The sequence below is a fragment of the Phycisphaeraceae bacterium genome (assembly GCA_015709595.1).
In the GTDB taxonomy this organism is placed as follows: Bacteria; Planctomycetota; Phycisphaerae; order Phycisphaerales; family SM1A02; genus CAADGA01.
Window position 1 is genome coordinate 3,209,217 of the sequence record CP054178.1, and the last position, 25,389, is coordinate 3,234,605.

Here is a 25,389-nt window from a genome sequence, read left to right on the forward strand (position 1 = left end):
CCTATACTCACGCCCGATGCCAGCAAGCGCCCCGATGTCGCCTGTATCCTGCGATCCCGTCACGTTGCTGCAGGACGCCTTCCGCCGCGCTGCTGTGGTCGCGCTGGGACCGGAGTTCGGCGACGCGGACCCCCAGGTCCGGATCAGTCAGAACCCGCAGTTCGGCGACTTTCAGGCCAACCTGGCGATGGGGCTGGCGAAGCAGCTCGGCGCCAGGCCGCGCGACATCGCCATGAAGTTGGCGGGGGCCGCCGATCCGCTCGTCGCCGACATCGCCCAGCCGCTGGAGGTGGCGGGTCCGGGGTTCATCAACGTGCGGCTGAAGCCCGAGGCGCTGGGGGAGCTGCTGGGGCGGATGACGGAATGCGATCTCGGCGTCGAGCCGGCGCCCGACACGCATCCCGTCGTGGTGGACCTGTGCGGCGTGAACGTGGCCAAGCAGATGCACGTGGGGCACCTTCGCTCCACGATCATCGGCGACGCGCTGGCGCGTCTCTTCGAGCGGCAGCGACGACGGGTGATCCGGCAGAACCACCTGGGTGACTGGGGGCTCCAGATCGCGATGGTGCTGCACCGGTTGCGCGAGTCCGGCGCGGATCTCGACTGCCTGGACATCGCCGCGCTGGAGCGGGCCTACCGCGCCGCCCAGGCCGACTGCCGCGATGATGAGGCGGGACTGGCGGCGGCGCGCCGGGGACATGCGGGACCGCATCGAATCGTGGAACTGGAGGCCCAGAACGACGGCGCCGCGGGCGTCATGGTCGGCGTCAAGCGAACGCTCATCCGCCTTCAGCAGGGCGACCCCGAGGTGGTGGCCGACTGGCAACGACTGATCCGCGTCACCATGCGGGCGGTGTATGAGACGGTCGCCATGCTCGGCGTGGACCTCGACGAGTCCAGCGAGCGCGGCGAATCGTTCTACCGGGACCGCCTCGCCGACGTGGTCGGCGCCTTCGAACGCGCCGGCCTGGCCCGGCACGATGACGGCGCCGTGGTCGTGCCGTTTTCCGATCGGGACCGGCCCCTGCTGATCCGCAAGTCCGACGGCGGCTACCTCTACGCCACCACCGATCTGGCCGCCATCCATCACCGCGTCCGTGAGCTCGGCGCGGGCCGCGTCATCTACGTGGTCGATGCCCGCCAGCGCGACCACTTCCGCGACGTGTTCGACGCGGTGCGGCTGATCGGCTGGGATATCACCCCCGACGGCGCGCGGGCGGAACTGATCCACGTGCCCTTCGGCGCGGTGCTGGGCGAGGACCGACGCCCGCTCAAGACCCGCTCCGGCGAGAACATCACGCTCAAGGAACTGCTCACCGAGGCGATCGAGCGCGGCACGCGCGAGGTGACGGCCCGGGCCGCCGACCCCGCCGCCCCCACGCACGGGCTGTCGCCGTCGGAACTCCAGTCCATCGGGCGCGCCGTCGGCATCGGGGCGGTCAAGTACGCCGACCTGTCGGGCGACCTCTCGCGCGACTACGTGTTCAACTTCGACCGGATGATCGCCTTCGAGGGCGACACCGGGCCGTACATCCAGTACGCCCACGCGCGGGTGTGCTCGATCTTTGCCCGGGGCGGGGTGGAGCCGTCGGATCTCGCCGCCGCGCCGATCCTGATCCGCGAGCCGTCGGAGCGGGCCCTCGCCCTGCACCTGCTTCGCTATGGGCCGGTGGTGCGCGCGGTGGCCGACTCGCTCGAACCCCACCGGCTCTGCACCTACCTGCACGACCTGGCTGAGGCCTACAGCGCCTTCTACCAGGCCTGCCCCGTGCTCAAGGCCGAGGATGATTCGATCCGTCGCTCGCGGCTGCGGCTGTGCGGGCTGACCCGCGATGTGCTGCGCGACGGGCTCAACCTGCTGGGCATCGACGCGCCCCAGCGGATGTAGATTCGAGTGAGCGCCCCGCCGTTCCAGCCGCCGGGCGCGGGCGGATGACGTCTCGCCGGGCTGGCCCTATTGTCAACCCCGCGCCGCGGGCGGTCGGGCCCGCCGGGCCTTCTCATCCCTTCCCTCACCCGGAGCAGTGATCCGTGAATCATGCCAATCCTCTCGTCGGCATTCTGATGGGCAGCGCCAGCGACTGGCCCACGATGAAGAAGACCTCGGAAATGCTCGACAAGTTCGGCATCCCGCACGAGGCCAAGGCGCTGTCCGCGCACCGGAACCCGGAGCAGGTGGCGGCCTACGCCAAGGCGGCGGACGGACGGGGCATTCGGCTCATCATCTGCGCCGCGGGCGGGGCGGCCCACCTGGCGGGCGTGGTGGCCTCGCTCACCCACCTGCCGGTGCTGGGCGTGCCCACGCAGGCGTGGTCGCTGGACGGGCTGGATTCGTTGCTGTCCATGGCGCAGATGCCCAAGGGCGTGCCGGTCGCCACCTTCGCCATTGGCTCGCACGGCGCGACCAACGCGGCCATCTTCGCCGCCCAGGTGCTGGCCGGGTCCGACGCCGCCATCCGGGCGAAACTGCTGGCCTTCCGCACCGAGCAGAACCAGACCGTGCAGGAACTGCCGCGCGAGTAAAGCACGCTGATTCCACGGTCTTCAATCCCACTGCACCACCGGCTCCAGGTTCACGATCGACCGTGTGAACGTCAGCAGCCGGTCCAGACCGCCGAAGGAGGCGTTGGGCGGCTCATCCCGGTACAGATTGTCCGGGATGAACGAGCCGACCGCGTCCAGGAACGGCGACTTCCACACGCACGACTCGATCATCTCGACCCGCCCGTCGCCGAACGCGATGTGGGCCTGGAATGATCCGTCCGGCCGCATGGTGAGCGATGCCGCGTCGGGCGCGCCATCCTTCGGCCCACGGCCCCCCACGAGCACCCAGTTCGGGTCGCGGTCCAGCCGCCACTTCGTCATCCGACGCCCCGCGATGGGCATGTGGGCGTACGACACGTTCGAGCCGGTCTCCAGGTCGGCGACGAAGTTCCAGTCCCAGTACCGACCGGCGGCGGGCTGGTAGGCCTTGGCCACGTCGCCCGCCGCGGGGTCATAGAGCGTGACAGCCGGATTGCGCTCCACGGGCGAGAGGAGCACGGTGGGGGGGGCGAACCGCTGGGCGATGGTCAGGGCGTACATGCTGGCGGTGGTGTTGAGCGGACTGGCGGCGTCGGGCTGGGGGCGATGCATCAACTGCTCGCCCGTCTGGCCGAGAACATCGCCCGGCGTGGGGAAGCGGCCGTCGTTCGACGCGGCGAAGGTCATCCACCCGTCGATGATGGCCTTCACGTTGGCCCCATCGCGCTCCCAGCGCGAGTCATCGCGGCTGCGTCCGGAAACCACGATGACGATGACGACCAGGACCGCCGCGCAGCCGAGGGCGATGAGCAGCCCCCGGCGGGAGAGGCCGCGCCGCTTCATCCAGCCGGCTGCATGTGAACCCCGTGATGGCCGCATGCGCCCGTCCTCCTGCCCCGCCGCGTGCATCAGGCGATGACCCGCACCATCCTACCGCGGGCCGGACCCGGCGATCCACGGGCAGGCCGCCAGGACGAGGAACGCAGTCCGGGGAATCCGATGCGCGAATGGACGCCCCCGGAGCGCGGATGGGCGGTTCCACGGCGCTCCGGAACGGGGGAGAGGCGCACCGGGTGGAAGGACATGCGTTCCGGCAACGTGCCGGAGCGTCGATTCGTCGTCCCAGGCGGCGTTCGATGAAGCGGGGTTCGCGGAAGCATCCGCAGCGCCTCGAACGCGGCCAGGCGCGGATTCCACATGAATCACCCGTGCCCCGCCTCACCCCATCCCTTCCATCCGCGTCCATTCGCGGACGATTCGGACTCAGTCCCACTGCAGATCAAACCCGCCGTTCCACACGCGGGCGGTGAAGCCGAGGATCGAGTCGCGTCCGTTGGGGCCGTCATCGACCATGAACAGGTTGTCATTGGCGCGGCCGGAGTAGTACGGAACAGTGAGGAACTCGATATGCCCGTCGCCGAAGACCACGTTGCCGCGCCAGGCGCCCGAGCCGCTGTCCACGGCCAGTGAGCCGGGGTTGGGCGCGCCATCCTTGGGGCCGCGGTTGCCGAAGAGGGCGGTGGAGGCGTCGCCGCCCATTCTCCAGTGCTGGCGGAAGCGCTCGCCGTGCAGCACCAGGTGGGCGAAGGAGACGTTGGACTCGCTCGTCAGGTCGGCCTTGAAGCTGGTGTCCCAGTAGAGGCCGCGGGCGGGGTTGTAGGACTCGACGTTGTAGGTGGTGCACTCGCGGATGACGTTCCAGTTGCGCTCGTTCTCCGAGATCAACTGCTGCGGCGCGACGATGCCCTGGGCGATGAGCGATGACCAGAAGTTGGCCGAGGTGTTGAGCGAGATGTCCCGGCTCTGGGCGATCTGGGTGGGCGAGGGGTAGATGAAGTCGTTGCTGGAGGCGAAGACGGCCATGCCCTGGTAGATGCGCCGCAGGTTCTCGCGGTCCACGTGGGTGGAGACCTGGTTCTTCTCGATGGAGGTTCCGCCGCCGCCCAGGCCCTGCTTGGCGGCCTGCATGGCCAGCGCGAAGAGGATGACGATGATGATGATGGTCACCAGCACGCCGACCATGGTGAAGCCGGTGCGTGGGAGGCGGCGGGAGGGGCGAGTCATGGGATGCTCCAGCGTGGCGGCGCGGGCGAAGGCGGCGAGCGACTGAGATGATGGTAGCGGGAATCACGCCGCCGCGCCGCTGGACCGACGATGGGGGCGGTTACAATCCCGCCCTTCGGAGACCGGCATGGATCATTTCCACCACCGTGGCGGCGTGCTGCACTGCGAGGATGTTCCCCTGCCTGACCTGGCCGCACGGGTGGGCACGCCCACGTACGTGTACTCATCGCGCACGCTCATCGACCACTACGACCGGCTGAAGGCCGCCTTCGCCGCGCTCGACCCGCTGTTCTGCTACTCGGTCAAGAGTTGCGGCAACCTGTCCATCTGCCGCCTGCTGGGCGAGCGCGGGGCGGGCATGGATGTGGTGAGCGGCGGCGAGCTGTTCCGCGCCATGCGGGCGGGCGTACCTGCATCCCAGTGCGTGTATGCGGGCGTGGGCAAGACGGATGAGGAGATCCGCTTCGCGCTCGACGCCGGACTGGGCTGGTTCAACGTCGAGAGCGAGCAGGAGTTCGAGAACATCAGCCGCCTGGCGCGGGAGAAGGGCGTGATGTGCCGGGCGGCCCTGCGCATCAACCCGGACGTGGACCCCCGGACGCACACCTACACCTCCACGGGCAAGAAGGAGACCAAGTTCGGCGTGGACCTGGAGCGGGCGCGGGCGTTCTTTCAGCGGTTCGGCCGCGACCCGCACTGCCGCCTCGCCGCCCTGCATCTGCACATCGGATCGCCGGTGTACTCGATCGATCCGTACGTGAGCGCGATCACCAAGGCGCTCGCCCTGATCGACGACCTGACGGGGCAGGGCTTCCGCATCGAGATGCTCGACCTGGGCGGCGGCTTCGGCGCGGACTACGAGTCGGCCCAGTCGCCCCTGGCGGCGGACTACGCGGCCAGCATCGTGCCGCTGCTGCGCGAGCGCGTGGCGAAGGGGCTGAAGATCATCCTGGAGCCGGGACGCACGATCGCCGCCAACGCCGGGCTGCTGCTGCTGCGCGTGCAGTACATCAAGCAGTCGGGCGCCAAGACGTTCGTGATCTGCGATGCGGGGATGAACGCGCTGATCCGACCCTGCCACTACGGTTCGTTCCACTTCATCTGGCCGGTGAACGTGGCGCCGGAGCACGTGCCCGCGAAACGCGCCAGGGAGATGGGAATGGGGGGGCTGACGCCGGTGGACGTGGTGGGGCCGATCTGCGAGTCGGGGGACTTTCTCGCCCAGGACCGACCCCTGCCGCCCGTGAAGCGGGGCGACCTGCTGGGGGTGTTCACGGCCGGGGCGTATGGCATGGTGATGGCCAGCCGGTACAACGCCTCGCCCCTGCCGGCGGAAGTGCTGGTGGACGGCTCGCGGGTCACGGTCATCCGTGAGCGGGAGACGTACGATGACCTGATCGCCCACGAGCGATCGCCGCGAGTGGTGTGAGATTCAACACGAGAGCGACGGAGCGACAGACGCACGCCCCGGGAACCCGTCCATGATTCACGAAGAAGACGACGGCCTCTGGGTGGAGCTGACCGAAGGCATCGCCTGCCACCCGGAGGAGGTCTTCGCGTGCCTGACGACCGACTGGGGGCTGACGCGCTGGCTGCCGGTGTCGGCCAGCGTTGACCTGCGTCCCGGCGGGCTGATCGTGCTGGGGTGGGACGCGGCGAAGACGCGCAAGACCACCATCGCGATTCTCGACTACGACCCCGGCGGCACGATCACGTGGGACTGGCTGTGCGCTCATGACGACACACACGCGCCAGTCTACTGGACCGTGAAGCCCGAGGTGGAGGAGGGGGCTCGCGTCACGCTTAGGCAAGGGCCGTTCAAGCCGACGCACGAGGGCATGATCGCCATGGCCGAGGAGGCGGTCACGTGGCAGTGGCACCTGTGCAACCTGCGCTGCGTGCTGGAAGCCAGGCACGACATGCGGCGGGTGCGGCCGATCTGAATCGCGGGGGCTGCGCGATCCGTCGCGTGCATGACAGGGGATATGACGCCACTTCGCCGGATGACGATCCGAACACGAAAACGGGCCTCCCGAAGGAGGCCCGTGCGTGGGTCGTTGAGGGTGGACGGATGAGCGGATCAGAGCCCGCCGCCGCCGCCAAGGCCGCCGGTGCTGGAGTTGATGAGCACGCTGTCGTAATCGGCCCAGTAGGTGTCGCCGATGCCGATCTGCAGCGTCCAGGCCCTCAGGAGCAACTCCCCGGTGCTGCGGTTGAGATACTGCGACGTGGCGGCGAACTGCGAGGTCGTATAGGCCTGACCCAGCTGAACCTGGCCGAGCCAGTCCCAGCGCTCATGCACCACGTTCCACGCCTCGAGCCCGTGCATCACGAAGCCGCCGGAGTTGGTCCGCAGCGTCGTCGAGATGGCGAAGGAGTTGACGGCCTGCGGGTCGCCGACCAGGGCCTGCACGCCGACGTCGGTCATCTGACCGGAGAAGAAGTAGGTCGGCGCCGGGAAGGGCGGCGAGTTCTGCGTGGTGCCGCCCTCACCGAATCGTGACTCGACCACCAGGGCGTTGCCGTCGGCGGCGCGAATGGCGATCTCGTTGCCGTAGATTCGCTTGCCGCGGAGCACGCGGGCCAGGAGAATCCGCTCGCCGCCGTCGAAGAATGGCGAGGTGAGAATGGCGCGGAACATGCCGTCATCGCCCGACCAGACGGGGAAGGAGCCGATCAGTTCGGAATCCTCCTCGGGGTCGTACGTCAGCGGGTTGCAGGGATCGCCCTCGGGCGGATCGGCGGTGCCGGAGATCAGGGTCTCGTTGGGAGCGCAGATGCCTTCCTGGCAGATGCCGCCGCCGCAGATGATGCCGCGGACCTGCGCCGGTGAGAGGGGAACGCCGTAGAACATGCGGGCCACGCCCTGGATGGCGGCCGCAGTGGCGGCGATCATCGGGGCCGCTGAACTGGTGCCGCCAAAGCTGGCGGTGTAGCTGCGGCGCCGGTTGTTGGGAATGAACTGCAGGTCGCCGTACCCCGTGGTGACCACGCGCTCGCCCCACGCCTGCACGTTGACGCGATCGGAGACGTGCGGCGTATTCTGGCTCAGGTGGTGATTGCTGAAGCCAAGACGGAAGTACGGGAAGAAAAGGAAGCCGAAGACTTGGAAGTACGGCATGCCTGCACCGACGACGATGCCGCCCGTCTCGAAGGTCGGCCAGAAGGCCGCTTCATCAAGGTCCAGGCAGTCGTTACCGGCGGACTGCACCGAGGTGATGCCGAGGTCGCCGCCGACGGCCAGAATGATGGCGTGCGCCTCGCTGGACTGAAGCGGACCCTGACCGGGGAAGCCGATGGAGAAGTTGAGCACGTCGCCGCGATCCATGTAGGAAATCGCGGAGAGCATGGCGGTCTGGAGCCGTCCGCCGGGCTGCGTCACCGAGACGGTGGGGAAGAACCACGTCTGGGCGCGGGGCACCATGCCGATGGTGCCGACCTCGGCGTCGTCTCCGGGCACGACCCGGTCCGGACCGGGCAGGCCGTGATCGCGTGCCGAGATGATGCCGGTGGTGGCGGTTCCGTGATCGCGGCTGACGAGCCGATGGGGCAGCATGACCTGTTGCGGCTCGAGAATGACGTGGCGCAGTTCCTCGTGCGCCTGGGAAATGTCGCCTACGTCCGCGCCGAACTCCACCACGCCAACGCGGACGGAATCACCCATGCCGCCGTTCTTGTTGCGGTTCCAGTTGCGGGTGAGCCCCTGATCGATCATGAACTGGGCGGTGTCCCAGACGAAATCGACCTCGAAGCCGCCGTAGAACTCGTCGTCGTCGGTGAACGGCGTCATATCGGGACCGAAGATCTCGATGTTGCCGTTATTGTTGAGATCCACGAACAGGCCCAGACGGTGCTTCTGCAGGTGCGAGAAGTTCGGCGTGGGGGCCAGCATTCGCTTCATGCGGGCGGTGAGCTGGGCGGCGGCCAGCGTGCGGGGGTCGGCGGCGACCGAACCGGGGCCGGGGCCATGCTCCACCTCACGCAGGATGTACTCGCCGAACTCGACGATGTCCAGCGCGTGCAGCGCGTTGGCCGCGGCGTCCACCTGCGCCTGGCTGCCAGTCACGAAGACGAAGCCCTGCAGATCGGGCTGCTGACGACCACTGGCGATCATGGCGCGGCGTTCGACAGTTTCGATCACCTCGGCGGGCAGGTGGAACATCGGCTCGAAGCCCAGCCCGAACTGCTCGGCGATGGCCCGCACCGGACCAAGGTCCGCGCCGGCCAGCGAGATCAGCCCGTTCTTGCCGTCGATCCGAACGCGGGCGCCGTCGACGAACTTGAGCGCCAGACGCGCCTCGCCCACCGCCGGGCGACGCAGGATCGGACGCTTGGGAACGATCGAGTGACGCGGCATCAGGTTGGCGGGCACATCGCCCACCGCTGCGATGCGCTGCGGCTGATCCGCCAGGGCCGTACCGGCCGCCAGGATCAGCGAAGCGGAAAGGAGCGCTTTGAGTTGCATCGGTCTGCTCTCCAAGGTGTTCGAGATTCGGTCGGAACGCGATTCTTATCGGATTCCGAGGGCGTTGGAGCGGAGAATCCACACGGGTCGTTTTGAGCCGCCCGCAATGAGGGTGTACCTCAACCGCGGTGGACCCCGTCCGCAGGCACCACAAGAGTAAACGCTTTCCGGACGCCATGCAAGGGCGCAGGCCACCCGGAAAGCCAGATTGTGGTGTCACCTTCCATCGAGTCGTGGCCAAGGTCGAAAGGGCGTCCCCTTGCAGGGAGTCCCGTCAGGGCGTTCTCCGGCAGGAAATCCGGTTGTCCAACGCCCAAATCGGCACGATGTTGCACCGTTCCCCGGGGGGGACGGAAGCGTGAGAGCCAGCGACTGGAATTCTCACCCGGCCTCTTGAACCCACCCTCTCACGGCCGGCGTGGAGGTTGTCGGAAGTGGTTCATGCGGTCATCGCGTGGGAAGATGGACAACTTTCCGCCTCGAAGCAGAGGTCGGCGCAGAAAAACCGGCTCGAAGCATCGAGCCGGTTCATTCAAGGGACATGGGGGTACAGCAGCCGGTGGTCAATCCGTCACGGGTGAGCCAGCCGTCTGGCCGATCACCTCGACCACGCTGGCGGCCCGCTCGGCGCCGAGGGCCTCGGCCGCGGCGGCAGCCCCGGCGGTGAAGGCGCGTGACTCGTCACCCTCGGTCGCTTCGACCTCCACCAGGCGCTTGACCTTGAGATTCTGGTGACGCGCGAAACCGGTGCCGGCCGGGATCAGGTGGCCGAGCAGGACGTTCTCCTTCAGCCCGGTCAGTTCATCGACCGCGATGCGGAGAGCGGCTTCGGTGAGCACCTTGGTGGTCTCCTGGAACGAGGCGCCCGAGAGGAACGACTCGGCCTGGAGCGAGGCCTTGGTGATGCCCAGCAGCAGCGTCTTGCCGGTGGCGGGCTTGGCGGGCTTGGACTTGGCGGGCTGCTTGCCCTCCGCCTCGGCGGCGGCGTTCTGCTCCCGGACCTCGTCGCGGGTGACCAGCGCGCCCACGGGAAGCGTGGTGTCGCCCGATTCGGTGATGCGCACCTTGGACGCCAGCGCGTTGTTGGCGTCGCGGAAGCGGACCTTGTCCACCACCTCGTAGGGCAGGAACTCGGTGTCACCAGGCGACTGGATGCGGATCTTGGAGAGCATCTGACGCAGGATGACCTCGACGTGCTTGTCCGAGATGGGCACGCCCTGGGCGCGGTAGACGTTCTGGACCTCCTCCAGCATGTAGATGTAGAGGGCGTCCTCCTTCTTGATGCGCAGAATGTCGGCGGGCACCAGCGGGCCTTCGGTGAGCGGGTCGCCGGCGGTCACGTAGTCGCCCGTGTGGACCAGCAGGTGTTTGCCCTGCGGAACGTGGTGATCCATCTCGATGCCCGCGTCGGAGATGACGCGGATGGTCATCTTGCCCTTGCGCTTGTCGGAATGGAGCTCCACCTTGCCCGAAATCTCAGCCATGACGGCTGGATCCTTGGGCGTGCGGGCCTCGAAGATCTCCGTCACGCGGGGCAGACCACCCACGATGTCGGCCGAGCCGGCCACTTCCTTGGGCTGGCGGGCGAGCATCTGCCCCATCTTGATGGTCTGGCCTTCCTGCACTTCGATGCGGGCCTTGGCGGGCAGGTGGTGGAAGTCGAGAATCTGTCCCTTCTCGTCCTCGACGAGGATCTGCGGGTGCTTCTCGCCGGTGTGCTCGATGACGATGCGCTCGGTCGTGCCGCCCTTGGCGGTCTCCACGCGGACGGTCTCGCCCTCGATGATGTCCTTGAACCGGACGATGCCGGACTTCTCGGCGAGAATGGGCGTGCGGTGAGGATCCCACTCGACCAGCAGGTCGCCCTTGCGGGCCTTGTCGCCGGGCTTGACGCGAATGATGGCGCCGTAGGGCACCTTGGATCGCTCGAGTTCGCGGCCCTTGTCGTCCAGCACGAGAATCTCGCCGTTGCGCTTGAGCGAGGTGAGCACGCTGGCGCCGTCGATCTCGACCTCGACCTCGTTGCAGTCGCGCAGCTGGACCACGCCGCCGTGCGAGGCGCGGTAGGCGGTGTCGGTGAGGCCGCGGGCCGCGATGCCGCCGGTGTGGAACGTGCGCATGGTGAGCTGGGTGCCCGGCTCGCCGATGGACTGGGCGGCGATGATGCCGACCGCCAGACCTTCCTCGACGAGCTGCCCGGTGGACATGTCCATGCCGTAGCACTTGGCGCAGACCCCGCGCGAGGCCTCGCAGGCCAGCGTGCTGCGCACGTAGACGGTGTCGATGCCCAGTTCCTCGATCTTGGCGGCGATGGCCGCGGTGATGAGCCCGCCCTTGGCGACGATCTCCTCGTCGGTGATGGGATTGATGATGGCCTGCAGCGAGGTGCGCCCGATGATGGCCTCGCGCAGCGGTACGTCCACCTGTTCGCCCTTGTAGATGGCTCGCTTGGGAATGCCCTGCGACGTGCCGCAGTCGTGCTCCGTGACGACCACGGACTGGGCCACGTCGCACAGCTTGCGGGTGAGGTAGCCGGAGTCGGCGGTCTTGAGGGCGGTGTCGGCCAGACCCTTGCGGGCGCCGTGCGTGGAGGAGAAGTACTCCAGCACGTTCAGCCCCTCGCGGAAGTTGGCGCGGATGGGCGTTTCGATGATCTCACCCGAGGGCTTGGCCATCAGCCCGCGCATGCCCGCCAGCTGCTGCATCTGGCTGACGTTGCCGCGGGCGCCCGAGTCGGACATGATGAACACCGGGTTGAAGTAGTGAACGCCCTGGCCCGAGTCGATGGGCAGCGGGCGTCCGTCCGCGTCGCGCCGATCCTTCTTGAGCGTCTCGATGAGCTTCTTGGAGATCTGCTCGCGGCAGTGGGCCCAGAGGTCGAGCAGCTGGTTGTGGCGCTCGCGCTCGGTGATGGCGCCGGTCTGGTACGCCTTCTCGACGCGATCCACCTTCTTCTGCGTCTCGTCGATGAGCTTGTACTTGTCCTCGGGGATGCGCAGGTCGGTGATGCCGAACGACACGCCCGACACCGTGGAGGATCGGAAGCCGATCTCCTTCATGTCGTCGAGCAGGTTGATCGTGGCGGGCCGGCCCAGGCGCTTGTAGGTGTCGTCGATGACGCGCTGACAGCCCTTCTGGCCCAGGGCGCAGTTGTAGAACGGCATACCGGGCGCGAGAATTTCGGAGAACATCACCCTTCCGACCGTGGTGATGAAGCGCCGATGCTCCGGCGCGGGCTTGGGCGCTTCGCGCTGCTCGTTGACCACCTCGGCGAAGCGGCTGAGTCGGATGGAGATGCGCTCGTGCAGTGAGATCTTGCCGTGCTCGAAGGCGAGAATCGCCTCATGCACGTCCTTGAAGCGGGGGAGCTGCGACTCGGGCCGGTCATCCTCGCGCATCATGGTCACGAAGAACACGCCCAGCACGATGTCCTGCGAAGGCGAGATGATGGGCTTGCCGTTGGCCGGGCTGAAGATGTTGTGCGTGGACATCATCAGCGTGTGGGCCTCGGCCTGGGCCTCGACCGAGAGCGGCAGGTGGACGGCCATCTGGTCGCCGTCGAAGTCGGCGTTGTACCCGGTGCAGACCAGCGGGTGGATCATGATGGCGTTGCCTTCCACCAGCACCGGCTCGAAGGCCTGAATGCCCATGCGGTGCAGGGTGGGGGCGCGGTTGAGCAGCACCGGGTGCTGATGGATCACCTGCTCCAGGATGTCCCACACCTCGGGGTCGCGGCGCTCGATCATGCGCTTGGCCGACTTGATGGTGTCGGCCAGCCCGTGCTCCTTGAGCTTGCGGATGATGAAGGGCTGGTACAGCTCCAGTGCGATCTTCTTGGGCAGTCCGCACTGGTTGAGTTTCAGCCGCGGCCCCACCACGATGACCGAGCGGGCCGAATAGTCCACGCGCTTGCCCAGCAGGTTCTCGCGGAAGCGGCCCTGCTTGCCCTTGATCATGTCGGTCAGCGACTTGAGCGGACGGTTGCTGGAGCCGAGCACGGGGCGGCGGCAGCGCCCGTTGTCGAAGAGCGCATCCACCGCCTGCTGCAGCATGCGCTTCTCATTGCGGATGATGACCTCGGGCGCGTTGAGGTCCATCAGCTTCTTCAGACGGTTGTTGCGGTTGATGATGCGCCGGTACAGGTCGTTGAGGTCGCTCGTCGCGAAGTTGCCCGACTCCAGCAGCACCAGCGGCCGCAGGTCGGGTGGAATCACGGGGATGACGTCCAGCACGATCCAAGTCGGATCGTTCTCGCTGCCGCGGATCTGCTCCACGAGCTTGAGCCGCTTCGACAGATCCTTGATCTTCTGCTTGCTGCGGGTGGCGTTGAGCTCCTCGCGCAGCGTGGCGCAGAGGGAGTCCAGGTCGAGCTGCTGGATGAGTTCGCGGACGGCCTCGGCGCCCATGAGCGCCGTGAAGGACGAGCCGTACTTGTCCACCGCGGCGCGGTAGTCGTCCTCGGTGAGCACCTGCTGGTGCTTGAGTTCGGTGGTGCCGGGGTCGGTCACCACGTAGTCCTGGAAGTAGACGATCTTCTCCAGGTCGCTGGTCTTCATGTCCAGCAGCGTGCCCAGGCGGCTGGGGAGGGCCTTGAAGAACCAGATGTGAACAACGGGAGCGGCGAGGTTGATGTGGCCCATGCGCTTGCGGCGGACGCGAGAATGCGTCACCTTGACCCCGCAGCGGTCGCAGATGATGCCCTTGTACTTGGTGCCCTTGTACTTGCCGCAGGCGCACTCGTAGTCCCGCTCCGGTCCGAAGATGCGCTCGCAGAACAGACCGTCGCGCTCGGGCCGGTAGGTCCGGTAGTTGATCGTCTCCGGCTTCTTCACCTCGCCGAAGCTCCACGAGCGGATGTCGTTGGGGCTGGCCAGGTTGATCTTGACGGAGCCGTAGTCGTTCACGCGATCAAAGACGGTTTCGGCCATGGGTGATGTTCTCGTCATGCAGCGGCCGGGAAGCCGCGGGATGGGTCAGTCGGAACCGTTGAAGCGGGCGGCGCGTCAGAGGAGACTGCCGCTCTCGAGCTGCTGCTTCTCCAGGGAGACGTTGAGGCAGAGCCCCCGCAGTTCGTGGCAGAGCACGTCGAAGACCACGGGCATTCCGGCCTCGAGCGTGTTGACGCCCTTGACCATCGAGTCGTAGATCTTGGTGCGGCCTTCCACGTCGTCGCTCTTGACGGTGAGGAGCTCCTGCAGCACGTAGGCGGCGCCGTACGCCTCCAGCGCCCAGACTTCCATCTCGCCGAAGCGCTGGCCGCCGGTGCGGGCCTTGCCGCCCAGGGGCTGCTGCGTGATGAGGGAGTAGGGGCCGGTGGCGCGGGCGTGGATCTTGTCATCCACCAGGTGGTGGAGCTTGAGCAGGTACATGTAGCCCGCCGTGGTGCGCTGGTGGAACGGCTCGCCGGTGCGACCGTCGTACAACTGCACCTTGCCGCCGTATGGCATGATGGTCGCCAGTTCGCGGGCGCCGAGCAGTTTCTCGCCGCGCTCGTGCTCATTGAGGCGCTGGCGCACGTGGGTGTTGGCCTCCTCCATGGCCTCGAAGATTTCCTTCTCGGTGGCGCCGTCGAAGACGGGCGTCACCGCCTGGAAGCCCAGCACCTGCGCCGCCCAGCCCAGGTGGGTTTCGAGGATCTGGCCCACGTTCATGCGGCTGGGCACGCCCAGCGGGTTGAGCAGCACGTCCACAGGCGTACCGTCCTCGAGGAAGGGCATGTCCTCCTCGGGCACGATGCGGGCGATGACGCCCTTGTTGCCGTGGCGACCGGCCATCTTGTCGCCCACCGACAGGTGGCGCTTGGTGGCCAGGTAGACCTTGACCATCTCCAGCACGCCGGTGGGAAGCTCGTCGCCGCGCTTCATGTGGGCGATGCGCCGCTTCTTCTCCTTCTCGACCGCCTGAATGCGCGGCCAGAACTGGCCGTGAATGACCGAGGCCGCGTCCTTCTTCTCCTTCGAGCCCTTCATCCACTTGGGGTCGAACGTGGCGATCTGCTCGAGGATGACTTCGGGAATGTCCGATGCGCCGACTTTCTGACGGGTGGAGGGGTCCACCATCTCCGTTTCCAGCACCTCGTTGATCTTCCGCACCATTTCGCGGAAGAGCGTGATGGCCTTCTGGTCCATCTCGCGCTCGAAGGCCTCCATCTCCTTCTTCAGGGCCTTCTTCTGCTCCTCATTGAGATGCATGCGGCGGCTGAAGCGACGGGCGCCGATCACGATGCCCTCGGTGCCCGCGGGCACCTCGAGGGAGTCGTTCTTCACGTCCTCGCCGGCCCGACCGAAGATGGCATGGAGCAGTTTCTCTTCGGGCGTGAGTTCGGACTTCGACTTGGGCGACACCTTGCCCACCAGGATGTCGCCGGGGCCGACGCGGGCCCCGATGCGGATGACGCCGTGCTCATCCAGGTTGCGCAGCATCTTCTCCGACACGTTGGGGATGTCGCGGGTGAACTCCTCGCGCCCCAGCTTCGTCTCGCGGATCTCCACGTCGAAGGCGTCGATGTGGATGGACGTGAACACGTCATCCTTCACCAGGCGCTCGGAGATGACGATGGCGTCCTCGAAGTTGTAGCCGTCGAAGGTGTTGAACGCGACCAGCACGTTCTTGCCGATCGAGAGTTCGCCCTGCACGGTGGACGCACCGTCGGCGAGGATGTCGCCCTTCTTGACGCGCTGACCCATCTTGACCACGGGCTTCTGATTGAGGCAGGTGCGCTCATTCAACCCGCGGAACTTGCGAAGTTCGTACTCGTCGGAGTTGTCGATGATGACGCGGTCGGCGTCCACGTACGTGACCACGCCGCCGTTCTTGGCCCGAACCACCATGCCGGAGTACGGCCCCACGACCTTCTCCATGCCCGTGGCCACGCAGGGCGGCTCGGTTTTGATGAGCGGCACGGCCTGTCGCTGCATGTTCGAGCCCATGAGCGCGCGGTTGGCGTCGTCATGCTCGAGGAAGGGGATGAGCGAGGCCGAGATGCCCACGATCTGCTTGGGCGCGATGTCCACGTACTCGACCTGGTTGGCGTTGACCTGCGTCAGGTCGCCGTTGACGCGCGCCAGCACGTGCGTGCCGCGGATCTTGCCGTCCTTGTCCAGCACGTCGCTGGTGGCGAGGACGGCCTTCATCTCCTCGTCGGCCCGCAGGCGGACGACCTGCCCCGACACCTTGCCCTTCTCGACCTTCCGATAGGGGGTGAGGAGGAAGCCGTAGTCGTCGATCGAGGCGTAGATGCCCAGCGAGGCGATCAGGCCGATGTTGGTGCCTTCAGGCGTCTCGATGGGGCAGATGCGCCCGTAGTGCGAGATATGCACGTCGCGCACCTCGAACCCGGCGCGCTTGCGGTTGAGGCCGCCGGGACCGAGCGCCGAGAGACGCCGTTCATGCACCAGCATGGATAGCGGGTTGGTCTGGTCCACCACCTGCGACAGTTCGCTGCGCCCGAAGAAGAAATCAATGGCGCTGGAGATGGACTTCGAGTTGACGAGGTCGGCGATCTTGGCCAGTTCGTCCGGATCCTTGACGCTCATGCGCTCCTGCACGGTGCGCCGCAGCTTGAGGAAGCCCTTGCGCAGCTCCTCCACGGCCAGTTCGTCCAGCGTGCGCAGGCGTCGGTTGCCCAGGTGGTCGATGTCGTCCACGTGGGCCTTGTTGCGCTTGGCCCGCAGGTCGTGGATGTAGCGGATGACGGCGAGGAAATCCTCGGCGCGGATGTGCTGCACGGTCTCGCCGACCTGCTGGTACGACGGATCGGTGTCGAACTTGCGGTTGATGCGGAAGCGCCCCACCTTGCCCAGCCGGTAGCGGTTCTCGTCGAAGAACTTTTCCTTGAACAGGGCCTTGGCCTTGTCCACCTGGGGCGGATTGCCGGGACGCAGGCGCGTGTAGATCTTGAGCAGGGCGGCCTCGTACTCGCTGCTCGCCACGCCCTCCTTGAAGAAGATGTCCAGGTTCTCCTCGGCCAGCGTGTTGAGAATCAGAGGATCGGCGGCGTTGATGATGGCGCGGACCGACTTGATGCCGCTCGACTGGATGGCCTCGATGGCGTCGCCAATCTGCGCGCCCGGCTTGCAGAGCTCCTCGCCCGTGGAGTGATCAAGAATGAACTCCGCGGAGTAGTGCTCCGGACGCAGCTTCTCCACCTTGACTTCCTGCACCTCGTAGAAGAGCGACAGGATCTTGTCGGTGGTGGAGAAGTTTTCATCAAGGCAGCGCAGGAACGTGACGGCGGCGATCTTCGTCGACTGATCGATCCGCATCGTCAGCGAGTCCTTCTTCGTCACCTCCAGCTCGATCCACGAGCCGCGCTCGGGAATGATGCGGGCCGAGTGCAGCGGTCGGTCGGCGATCGAGGAGGCGATCGAGAAGTCCACCCCCGGCGAGCGGTGCAGCTGGCTCACGATCACGCGCTCGGCGCCGTTGATGATGAACTCGCCCCCGCCCATCATGATGGGCAGTTCGCCGAGGTAGATGTCCTCCTGGGGGATCTCGCTGTGTCCCTCGCGCACCAGTCGCACGCCCACGCGGAAGGGCAGGCCGTACGTCAGGCGCAGTTCGCGGCACTCATCGGCGGTGTAGCGCGGCTCATCAAGCTTGTAGTGGAGGTACTCCAGCTTCATCGTGTTGTCGTACGACACGATGGGGAAGACCTCGCGCAGCAGCGCCTCCAGCCCGATGGTCACATCGCGCTGGTCGTAGGCGCGGTCCAGCTGAAGGAACCGCTCGTAGGCGTCCTTCTGAATCTCATCCAGGTTCGAGACGGGAATCTCATCTCCGTGCTTGGAGAAGTCGCGCACTTGCTTCGCTGCCATCAATTCACCTCAGTCGGAGCGCATCCGGGCAGGAACGGATACCGGCACGAATGACGCACCGTCGTTCGCTGCACCGATGGTTCGAGAACTGTCAGATGGACATGGATTGTGGGTTCACTGACCGGGCCCGCCGCCAAGCCCCGGAGTATACCACCATCCAGAGTGGCAAACAACCCACTGTCAAGGGGGAACTTGAGAAAATCATGCTTTTTTCGACGAATCCACCCGGTTCGGTCCGCGGTTTGCATGTCCACGATTCTGATGAGCGTCTCTCGATGCAAGTTCAGTATCATCAATGAGTTACCCAAAGAAGCGGACCCGCGTGACAAGGCACGCGGGTCCGCGATCGGTGGCTGCCGTCGGACCGTTGGTCACTTGATCTTGACGGTCGCGCCCGACTCCTCGAGCTTGGCCTTGAGGGCGTCGGCGTCGGCCTTGGAGATTTTCTCCTTGACCGCCTTGGGAGCGCCGTCCACCAGATCCTTGGCCTCCTTGAGGCCCAGGCCGGTCGCCTCGCGGACGACCTTGATGACCTGGATCTTCTTGTCGCCGGCGGATTCGAGGATGACGTCGAACTCGGTCTGCTCGGCTTCCGCCGCCGCCTCACCGCCGCCGCCGCCCGGTCCGGCCATCACGACCGCACCGCCCGCCGCCGGCTCGATGCCGTACTTGTCCTTCATGTAGTCCGCCAGATCCACCGCTTCCTTGAGGGTGAGGGCGGCGATCTTGTCGCCCAGCTCGGTGATCTTGGCGTCAAACGTCTTGGTGCCTTCGGACATGTGTGCTGTGCTCCGTGTCAGAGGTCATTCACCCGAGAGGAGCCGCACTCGCGGCTTTTAACCCGTGGGCCAGTCGGATGCAATGCGTGAGTCAAAGGAAGGAGAGACGGGGTCGGAACCGGCGGCGGCTCAGCCCGTCGCGGCGATCGGCTCGCCCTTCTCCAGTTTCTCCTGGATGGTTTTGACGATGCCCATGACCCTGCCGCCGGGCCCCTTCGCGGCGCCAACCACCTTGCCGGCGGGGGAGAGCACGAGGGTCACGACGCGGGCGATGGCCTCGTCGCGCGTGGGGAACTTGCTCAGGGCCTTCACTCCGGCGTCGCCGTCGAAGTACTGCCCGTCGAGGCAGGCCCCCCGGAGCGTGAGGTTCTGAATCTTCTTGGCCCAGTCAATGAGTTCGCGGGCGACGTCCACGACCGACTCACCCCCGAAGGCGATGGCGGCGGGGCCGCTCAGGGCCTGTTCGAGCGCGGCCAGAGGCGTGCCGGAAAAGGCCTTCTTCGCCAGCGTGTTCTTCACCACCGTGACGGTGATGTTCTTCTTCCGCAGCCCGGCGCGCAGGCCGTTGTTGGTCTTGGCGTCCACGCCGCGGACATCGATCACCAGCGCGTTCTCCACGCCGGCGAATCGCTTCTTGTAGTCATCGACAATCAGGTTCTTGACGGGTCGGGACATGGGAGAGTCCTGTCTGCGTCGCGGGGGCCGTTGGCCGCCCCGCGGGCGCGTTTAGACGGCGATCTGGATGCCGGGCGTCATGGTGCCGCTGACGACCACCTTCTTCACGTACACCCCCTTCACCGACGAGGGGCGCGAACGCTCAATGAGCTGGTGGAAGTGATTGAAGTTGTCGGCCAGTTTCTCGGCGGGGAAACTCATCTTGCCGATCACGCAGTGAACATTGCCGGTGTCGTCATTGCGATACTCCACCTTGCCGGCGGCGTACTCGCGCACCGCCGTCACCACGTCGGGAGTCACCGTGCCCGCCTTGGGCGACGGCATCAGCCCCTTGGGACCGAGCACCTTGCCCAGCTTGCTGACGATCCGCATCATGTCCGGGCTGGCCACGGCGACCTGGAAGTCCATCCACCCGCCGTTGATCTTCTCGACGAGATCCTCCCCGCCCGCCTCGATGGCGCCGGCGGCCTTGGCGGCTTCCACCTTGTCCGGACCGCAGAAGCACACGACTCGCGCCGTCTTGCCCACGCCGTGCGGAAGGGACACGCTGCCTCGCAGCGCCTGGTCGGCCTGCTTGGGGTCGATGCCCAGGTGGTAGCAGACCTCGACGGTCTGATCAAACTTGGGACCCTTGAACGACTTGAGTGTCTTGAACGCCTCGGACGCGGGCAGGGGCGTCTTGGGAGCGATCTGGGCGTTGTGCTTGGCTCGCTTGGTCAGTGGCATGTTGTCAGCCCTCCACCACGGTAACGCCCATGGAACGGGCAGTGCCTTCGATGATCCGCATCGCCGCCTCGACCGAACCCGCGTTCAAGTCGGGCATTTTTTCCTGGGCGATGGCCTTGAGCTGGGTTCGGGTGATCTTGCCCACCTTTTCGGTATTGGGCTTGCCCGAGCCGGACTCGATGCCCGCCGCCGACTTGATCAGGACCGACGCCGGCGAGGTCTTGATCTCGAACTCAAAGGAGCGGTCCTGGTAGACGGTGATGATGCAGCCGACCACCTTGCCCGCGAACTCCTTGGTTCGCTCGTTGAACTGCTGAATGAACTGGCCCGGGTTGACGCCATTGGCGCCCAAGGCGGGGCCGAGCGGCGGCGCTGGTGTGGCCTTGCCCCCGGGGGCCATGACCTTGAATTGCTTGGCGATGGGTTTCTTGGCCATGAGTGCTCCTACCTCCCACCGTCGTCGTCATTCGCGGATCGAATCCGGGAGTGACTGGGGCGGCCCGGCCAAGGGCGCACGCCCGACGCAGTGGTACACACGGTCTGGGATGAGCAATGAGTCTAGACGCGACGGCAGGGGCGGGCAAGTCAATGATTGCGCGGAACAGTCGATCGGCGACGCTGCGGTACAATCGCCCCTTCATGGCCCCCGGATCGCTCAAACTGGAACTCATCGAAGGCCCCGACCCGGCGGGGGACATGCGAGCCATCGCGGTGGATCGGCGGCAAGGGGCGGTGCTGGGTCGCTCCCGCGAGTGCCAGATCTGCCTGCCCGACCCCACCGTGTCGCGTCGACACGCCGACCTGACCTGTCGGGGACAGCAGTGGTTCGTGCGCGATCTGAAGAGCCGGCACGGCACGTATCTCAACGCGGTGCGTCTGGAGCCGGACTTTCCTCAGGCGATGGCTGACAACGACCTGCTTCGCGTCGGTCCGTGGACCTTTCGCGTCTTGCTGGGAGATCGTCGGGAGTCGCTGCGAACCGAGGCGGACGATGAGGGGGGCACGACCCGCGGGAGGGGTTCGCGCATCATGCGCGTCTCGCCGCAGGAACTGGCGGCTCACCGGCTGCACCTGATCCTCGACGGCGCCAGCCGCATCACCAGCGCCCGGGACGAGGCGGAACTGGCTCAGGCGGCGGTGGACTCGGCCCTGGCGGGCACCGCCTTTGACCGCGCCGCCATGCTGCGCGACATCAACCGGGGCGAAAGCGTGGAAGTGCTCTGCCACCGCTCCAAGAAGAATGGAGGGGGCGAGTTCACCTTCAGCCGCTCGCTCATTCGCGCCGCGTCAGAGGGACAGCTCTCTCGCCTGACCTCCGAGCGGAAGGACGTGCCGTTCGGCGTGAGCATCGAGGAACTGGGCATCACCGACGCACTCTGCGCGCCGGTCATGCTGGGCGGCGCCGTCGCGGCGTACCTGTACCTCGACGCCCGCGACACCACCATTCCCGTGCAATCCGACGCGGCGGACTTCTGCCAGGCCATCGCACGCATGTGCGGCATGGCGCTGGCCAACCTCAAGCGCATCGATCTGGAGCGACGCCAGCGCGGGCTGGAGTCGCAGCTTTCCGCCGCCCGCGAGGCGCAGCAGATGATCGTGCCCGCCGCCTCGGGCGAGGTGCTGGGTATTCGGTACGCCATGCGGATGCAGCCGGGCAGCTTCGTCGCCGGCGACCTGTTCGACGTGGTGCCGCTGGATGACCGCCGCGTCGCGCTCACGATCGGCGACGTGACGGGCGAAGGCATCGGAGCGGCGATCCTGATGGCCAGCACCCAGTCGCACCTGCACGCCGCCTTGCGCAAACACGCCGATCCCGCCGCCGCGCTCAATGAGGTGAATGCCTACATCGCCGACCGTTCGCCCGCCAATCGGTTCATCTCGATGTGGGTGGGGGTCTTCGACCGCGAGACGAAACGGCTGACCTACGTGGACGCGGGGCACGGGCACTGGATGATCCGCCGGGCTTCGCGCTCCGTGGAGCACGCGCCCCGGCCCAACGGCACGCTGGTGGGAATCGACCCGGGGCTGACGTATGACCACCGCGAAATCGATCTGAAGCCGGGAGATCGCCTCATCCTCTACAGCGACGGGCTGCTGGAGCAGTCCAACCCGGACGGCGATCGCTTCGGACGGGACCGCATCGCCGAGCAGCTCTACGAATCACGCAGCGAAGGGGACGATGTGGCCCGCATCTTCGCCGCCGTGGAGCGCTTCGCGGGCACCACCACGCTGGCGGATGATGCGACCGTGGCGTCGATCGCGGTCGTGGGATGAGCGGGTTCAGCACGAGAGGAGCACAAGCTCGATTCCGTTCATCGTTTCACGTGCATCCTCACCCTTCCAGCGCCAGTCGCACGAACAGCTCGATTCCCGTCGCCATGGCGTCATCGTTGAAGTTGAACTTCGGGTGGTGCAGCGGCGCCATGGGCGGCTGACCCGGCGCCTGGAGCCCCAGAAAGAAAAAGCACGAAGGAACCTGCTCGCAGTAGTATGAAAAATCCTCCGCGCCCATCACCGGCTCCGCGACGCGGACGACGCGGTCACCGCCCAGCGTGGCGCGGGCGACGCGGTCGAACGTGTCCGCCGCGTGCTCGTCGTTGCGGGTGACGGGGTAGCCATCGCGGTAGTCGAGCGCGCCCTCGCAGCCGTGAGCGCGGGCGACATGCTCGACGAGTTCCATCATGCGTCCGCGAACCAGCATCTGCGTCGGCTTGCGGAGCGTGCGCACGGTGCCTCCCAGCGTGACTTCCTCGGGGATGACGTTGGTCGCCGTGCCGCCGTGAAACATCGTGACGGAGATCACCGCCGAGTCGAGGGGGTCCACCGTGCGGGAGACGATGGACTGGAGCGCCTGGACGATCGCCGCGCCGGTGACGATCGGATCCCGGTTGAGGTGGGGCATGGCGGCGTGTCCGCCCCGCCCGCGGATGGTGATGGTGAAATTGTCCGCCGCCGCCAGCAGGGGGCCGGGCTTGGTGCCGACGATCCCCAGCGGCATCATGGGCCAGCCGTGCAGCCCGTACATGGTGGTGATGGGCGTGCCGATCCTGGAACCGTTGAGGCAGCCGTCCTCCACCATGCGCCTCCCACCGCCCCATCCCTCCTCCGCCGGCTGGAACACGAACGACACGGGATTGGGAAGGGTCTGCTGCCCGGCCAGTTTCGCCAGCACGCGGGCGGTTCCGATGAGCATGGTCGTGTGTCCGTCGTGGCCGCAGGCGTGCATCATGCCGGGCTTCGTCGAGGCGTACGGCACGCCCGTCTCCTCTTCGATCGGCAGGGCATCCATGTCGGCGCGCAGACCGATGGTGCGATCGGACGCGCCCCGCAGGTGCGCCAGCACGCCCGTGCCGCCCGCGAGTCCGGGTGCGAATGTCACGCCCGCGCGGGCCAGTTCGCGCTGGACGACTTCGCTGGTGTACCGCTCCTGAAAGCCGATCTCGGGGTGCCGGTGCAGGTCGTGCCGGATGGCGACAAGGTCAGGCAGTTCCGCGGCGATCAATTCGCGAATGAGTGCGGCCGGTGCGACGGGTGACACGGCGGAACGGGCGGCGGTTGGGGAGGTTGGGGCCATGATGGGCATGGTATGCGGGGGCCTCGGCGTTTCGGCGGGAACGCATCCCCGGCGCGGATGTTGCACCGTCTGAAGAATCACAGGCGGGACGCCCGCGCCACCAGTCCGTGCGCTCACTTCAACGGATGCAGCCCGCGTTCTTCGCGGCCGCGATTGACGAGCGCGTGCGTCGCCTTGTCGTGACGGATCAGTTTCGCCAGTTGCGACATGGTGATGCCCAGCACGCCAGCGGCTCCGGCCACATCGAAGCCGCGGGCGATGATGACATCCAGCGCCTCGGCCAGCAAAGCGGGGTAGTCGCGGTGCTCGGGGTTGATGGGCAGCTTCTCCCCCTGACGGCGGGTGCGCCACAGTTCGCTGGGCTGGTGGCGGTCGGGGTCCACATGACGCCGCACATCCCGCGCCAGCCGCAGGCGAAGCCGGAAGATCGCCTCGTGCCGGTTCTGCGCCTGGTGACGCCGCTCGGTGGCGCTGGCGCTGACGCCCGTTGGGGTGTGCGTGATGGTGACGGCAGTCTCCACTTTGTTGCGATGCTGCCCGCCGGGGCCGGAAGCGCGGCCGAACTCCACCGTGCACTGCTTCATCAGCGTGTCCGGCTCAAGCATGGCCGGGTGAGGCGGCAATGTGGTGGGGGGAGTTGTGGGTAGAGTCGTGGGGGGGCGACGCGCGGCGGTCATGGGCGATCGTAGGGGCGGGTCACCTGATGGTGGAATCCGTCGCCGGCGCCAGCGTGAAGTCGTCGAAGTCGCCCCGGCAGAAGCGTTCGGCGGCCAGCCCGGCGATCATCGCGGCGTTGTCCACGCAATAGGCCAACGCAGGCAGGCGCAGGGTCATCGAGTGCTCTGCGGCAAGGTCGGCCAGTTCAGACCGCAGGCGCGAGTTGGCGCTCACCCCGCCGCCCACCACGAGCGACTTGATTGGAGCGACTCGCTCCAGGGCGCGCTCAATCTTCAGGCGGATCGCGCGCACGATCGCCCTTTGGTACGAGGCCGCCAGGTCCGCCTTGCGCTGCGGCGTCAGATCCGCCGCGCTGCGCTCGAAGCCCGCGTGTTCGCCGCGGCCCTGCGGCACGCCCCGCACCGCGTACAGCAGCGCGGTCTTGACGCCGGAGAACGAGAAGTTCAGCGACTCACGATCCAATCGCGACACGGGGAAGTCCTCGGCCCGGTCGTCGCCCACCCTCGCCAGTCGATCGATCAGCGGCCCGCCGGGATAGCCCAGTTCGAGAATGCTCGCGCCCTTGTCGAAGGCCTCGCCCGCGGCGTCGTCAATCGTGCGGCCAAGCAGCGTCAACTCCAGCGGGCCCTGCATCGCGTAGAGCGAGGTGTGCCCGCCGGACACCACCAGCCCCAGGGCGGGAAATTCGATGGGCGGCGCATTCAGGGCGGCGGCATGCAGGTGGGCGACTACGTGGTCGATGCCGATGAGGGGCGCACCCAGCGACCACGCCAAGGCCTTGGCCGCGCTCACGCCCACGATGAGCGAGCCAATCAACCCCGGACGATGTCCCACGGCGACGGCGTGCAGGTCGTCGTAGGTGACGCCCGCCTCACCAAGCGCGGCGCGGATGACGGGCAGGATGCGCTCCACATGGGCGCGGCTGGCGATCTCGGGCACCACGCCGCCGTACTCCGCGTGCAGGTCGTGCTGCGAGGCGATGACGCTGGAGCGTACGCGCACGCCGCCCTCGACCACGGCGGCGGCGGTTTCATCGCAACTGGACTCGATGCCGAGAATGAGCGGGTTGGGAATCACCGGGAACCTTCG

At 66.9% G+C, this 25,389-nt stretch carries 17 protein-coding genes; 5 read left to right on the forward strand and 12 right to left on the reverse strand.

Translation table 11 applies throughout. From position 1 onward, the window contains the following. The first annotated feature begins 34 nt into the window (after positions 1-34). Positions 35-1,888 (forward strand): arginine--tRNA ligase, encoded by a 1,854-nt coding sequence (argS, locus tag HRU76_13610; GenBank protein QOJ18558.1) that lies wholly within the window; start codon positions 35-37, stop codon positions 1,886-1,888. Positions 1,889-2,031: 143 nt separating this feature from the next. Then, positions 2,032-2,523 carry a 5-(carboxyamino)imidazole ribonucleotide mutase gene (gene purE, locus HRU76_13615; GenBank protein ID QOJ18559.1) on the forward strand — a complete coding sequence of 164 codons (492 nt, stop codon included), beginning with the start codon at positions 2,032-2,034 and terminating at the stop codon, positions 2,521-2,523. Positions 2,524-2,544: 21 nt separating this feature from the next. Here the strand turns inward: purE and HRU76_13620 are convergent, their stop codons facing one another. After that, positions 2,545-3,402, reverse strand: coding sequence for a hypothetical protein (locus HRU76_13620; GenBank protein QOJ18560.1), 858 nt, complete (start codon positions 3,400-3,402; stop codon positions 2,545-2,547). Between the two features lie 384 nt (positions 3,403-3,786). Continuing rightward, positions 3,787-4,587: a hypothetical protein gene (locus HRU76_13625; GenBank protein QOJ18561.1), complete on the reverse strand. Its 801-nt coding sequence runs from the start codon at positions 4,585-4,587 to the stop codon at positions 3,787-3,789. 127 nt (positions 4,588-4,714) lie between these two features. Between HRU76_13625 and lysA the strand changes: the two genes are divergently transcribed. Further along, on the forward strand, positions 4,715-6,016 hold the full coding sequence (gene lysA, locus HRU76_13630) for a diaminopimelate decarboxylase (GenBank protein ID QOJ18562.1): 1,302 nt from the start codon (positions 4,715-4,717) through the stop codon (positions 6,014-6,016). Positions 6,017-6,068: 52 nt separating this feature from the next. Then, positions 6,069-6,530 (forward strand): SRPBCC domain-containing protein, encoded by a 462-nt coding sequence (locus HRU76_13635; protein ID QOJ18563.1) that lies wholly within the window; start codon positions 6,069-6,071, stop codon positions 6,528-6,530. A 137-nt stretch (positions 6,531-6,667) separates the two neighbouring features. On the opposite strand, the gene HRU76_13640 is transcribed toward HRU76_13635, so the two are convergent. The 7 genes from HRU76_13640 to rplK form a co-directional block, all read right to left on the reverse strand. Then, the gene (locus tag HRU76_13640) at positions 6,668-9,052 is read right to left on the reverse strand and encodes a S8 family serine peptidase (protein ID QOJ18564.1); all 2,385 of its coding nucleotides are present in this window, start codon (positions 9,050-9,052) and stop codon (positions 6,668-6,670) included. Positions 9,053-9,615: 563 nt separating this feature from the next. Beyond that, positions 9,616-13,980, reverse strand: coding sequence for a DNA-directed RNA polymerase subunit beta' (gene rpoC, locus HRU76_13645; protein QOJ18565.1), 4,365 nt, complete (start codon positions 13,978-13,980; stop codon positions 9,616-9,618). Between the two features lie 75 nt (positions 13,981-14,055). Continuing rightward, on the reverse strand, positions 14,056-17,868 hold the full coding sequence (gene rpoB / locus HRU76_13650; GenBank protein ID QOJ18566.1) for a DNA-directed RNA polymerase subunit beta: 3,813 nt from the start codon (positions 17,866-17,868) through the stop codon (positions 14,056-14,058). Positions 17,869-18,239: 371 nt separating this feature from the next. After that, positions 18,240-18,647, reverse strand: a complete 408-nt coding sequence (gene rplL / locus HRU76_13655) for a 50S ribosomal protein L7/L12 (GenBank protein QOJ18567.1) — start codon at positions 18,645-18,647, stop codon at positions 18,240-18,242. Between the two features lie 129 nt (positions 18,648-18,776). After that, the gene (locus HRU76_13660) at positions 18,777-19,322 is read right to left on the reverse strand and encodes a 50S ribosomal protein L10 (protein ID QOJ18568.1); all 546 of its coding nucleotides are present in this window, start codon (positions 19,320-19,322) and stop codon (positions 18,777-18,779) included. A gap of 51 nt (positions 19,323-19,373) precedes the next feature. Continuing rightward, positions 19,374-20,048, reverse strand: coding sequence for a 50S ribosomal protein L1 (locus HRU76_13665; GenBank protein QOJ18569.1), 675 nt, complete (start codon positions 20,046-20,048; stop codon positions 19,374-19,376). Positions 20,049-20,052: 4 nt separating this feature from the next. Next, complete coding sequence (rplK, locus tag HRU76_13670; GenBank protein ID QOJ18570.1) at positions 20,053-20,484, reverse strand: 50S ribosomal protein L11; 432 nt, start codon at positions 20,482-20,484, stop codon at positions 20,053-20,055. Between the two features lie 203 nt (positions 20,485-20,687). Here rplK and HRU76_13675 point away from each other — a divergent pair, with 203 nt between their 5' ends. After that, positions 20,688-22,322, forward strand: a complete 1,635-nt coding sequence (locus HRU76_13675; protein ID QOJ18571.1) for a SpoIIE family protein phosphatase — start codon at positions 20,688-20,690, stop codon at positions 22,320-22,322. Positions 22,323-22,380: 58 nt separating this feature from the next. On the opposite strand, the gene HRU76_13680 is transcribed toward HRU76_13675, so the two are convergent. The 3 genes from HRU76_13680 to tsaD all read right to left on the reverse strand — a co-directional run bounded on the left by HRU76_13680 (position 22,381) and on the right by tsaD (position 25,374). Beyond that, positions 22,381-23,622: an amidohydrolase gene (locus tag HRU76_13680; GenBank protein QOJ18572.1), complete on the reverse strand. Its 1,242-nt coding sequence runs from the start codon at positions 23,620-23,622 to the stop codon at positions 22,381-22,383. 113 nt (positions 23,623-23,735) lie between these two features. Further along, entirely contained in the window at positions 23,736-24,299 is a 564-nt protein-coding gene (locus HRU76_13685) for a peptide chain release factor-like protein (GenBank protein ID QOJ18573.1), read from the reverse strand. 19 nt (positions 24,300-24,318) lie between these two features. After that, positions 24,319-25,374: a tRNA (adenosine(37)-N6)-threonylcarbamoyltransferase complex transferase subunit TsaD gene (gene tsaD / locus HRU76_13690; GenBank protein QOJ19197.1), complete on the reverse strand. Its 1,056-nt coding sequence runs from the start codon at positions 25,372-25,374 to the stop codon at positions 24,319-24,321. Between the last annotated feature and the right edge of the window lie 15 nt (positions 25,375-25,389).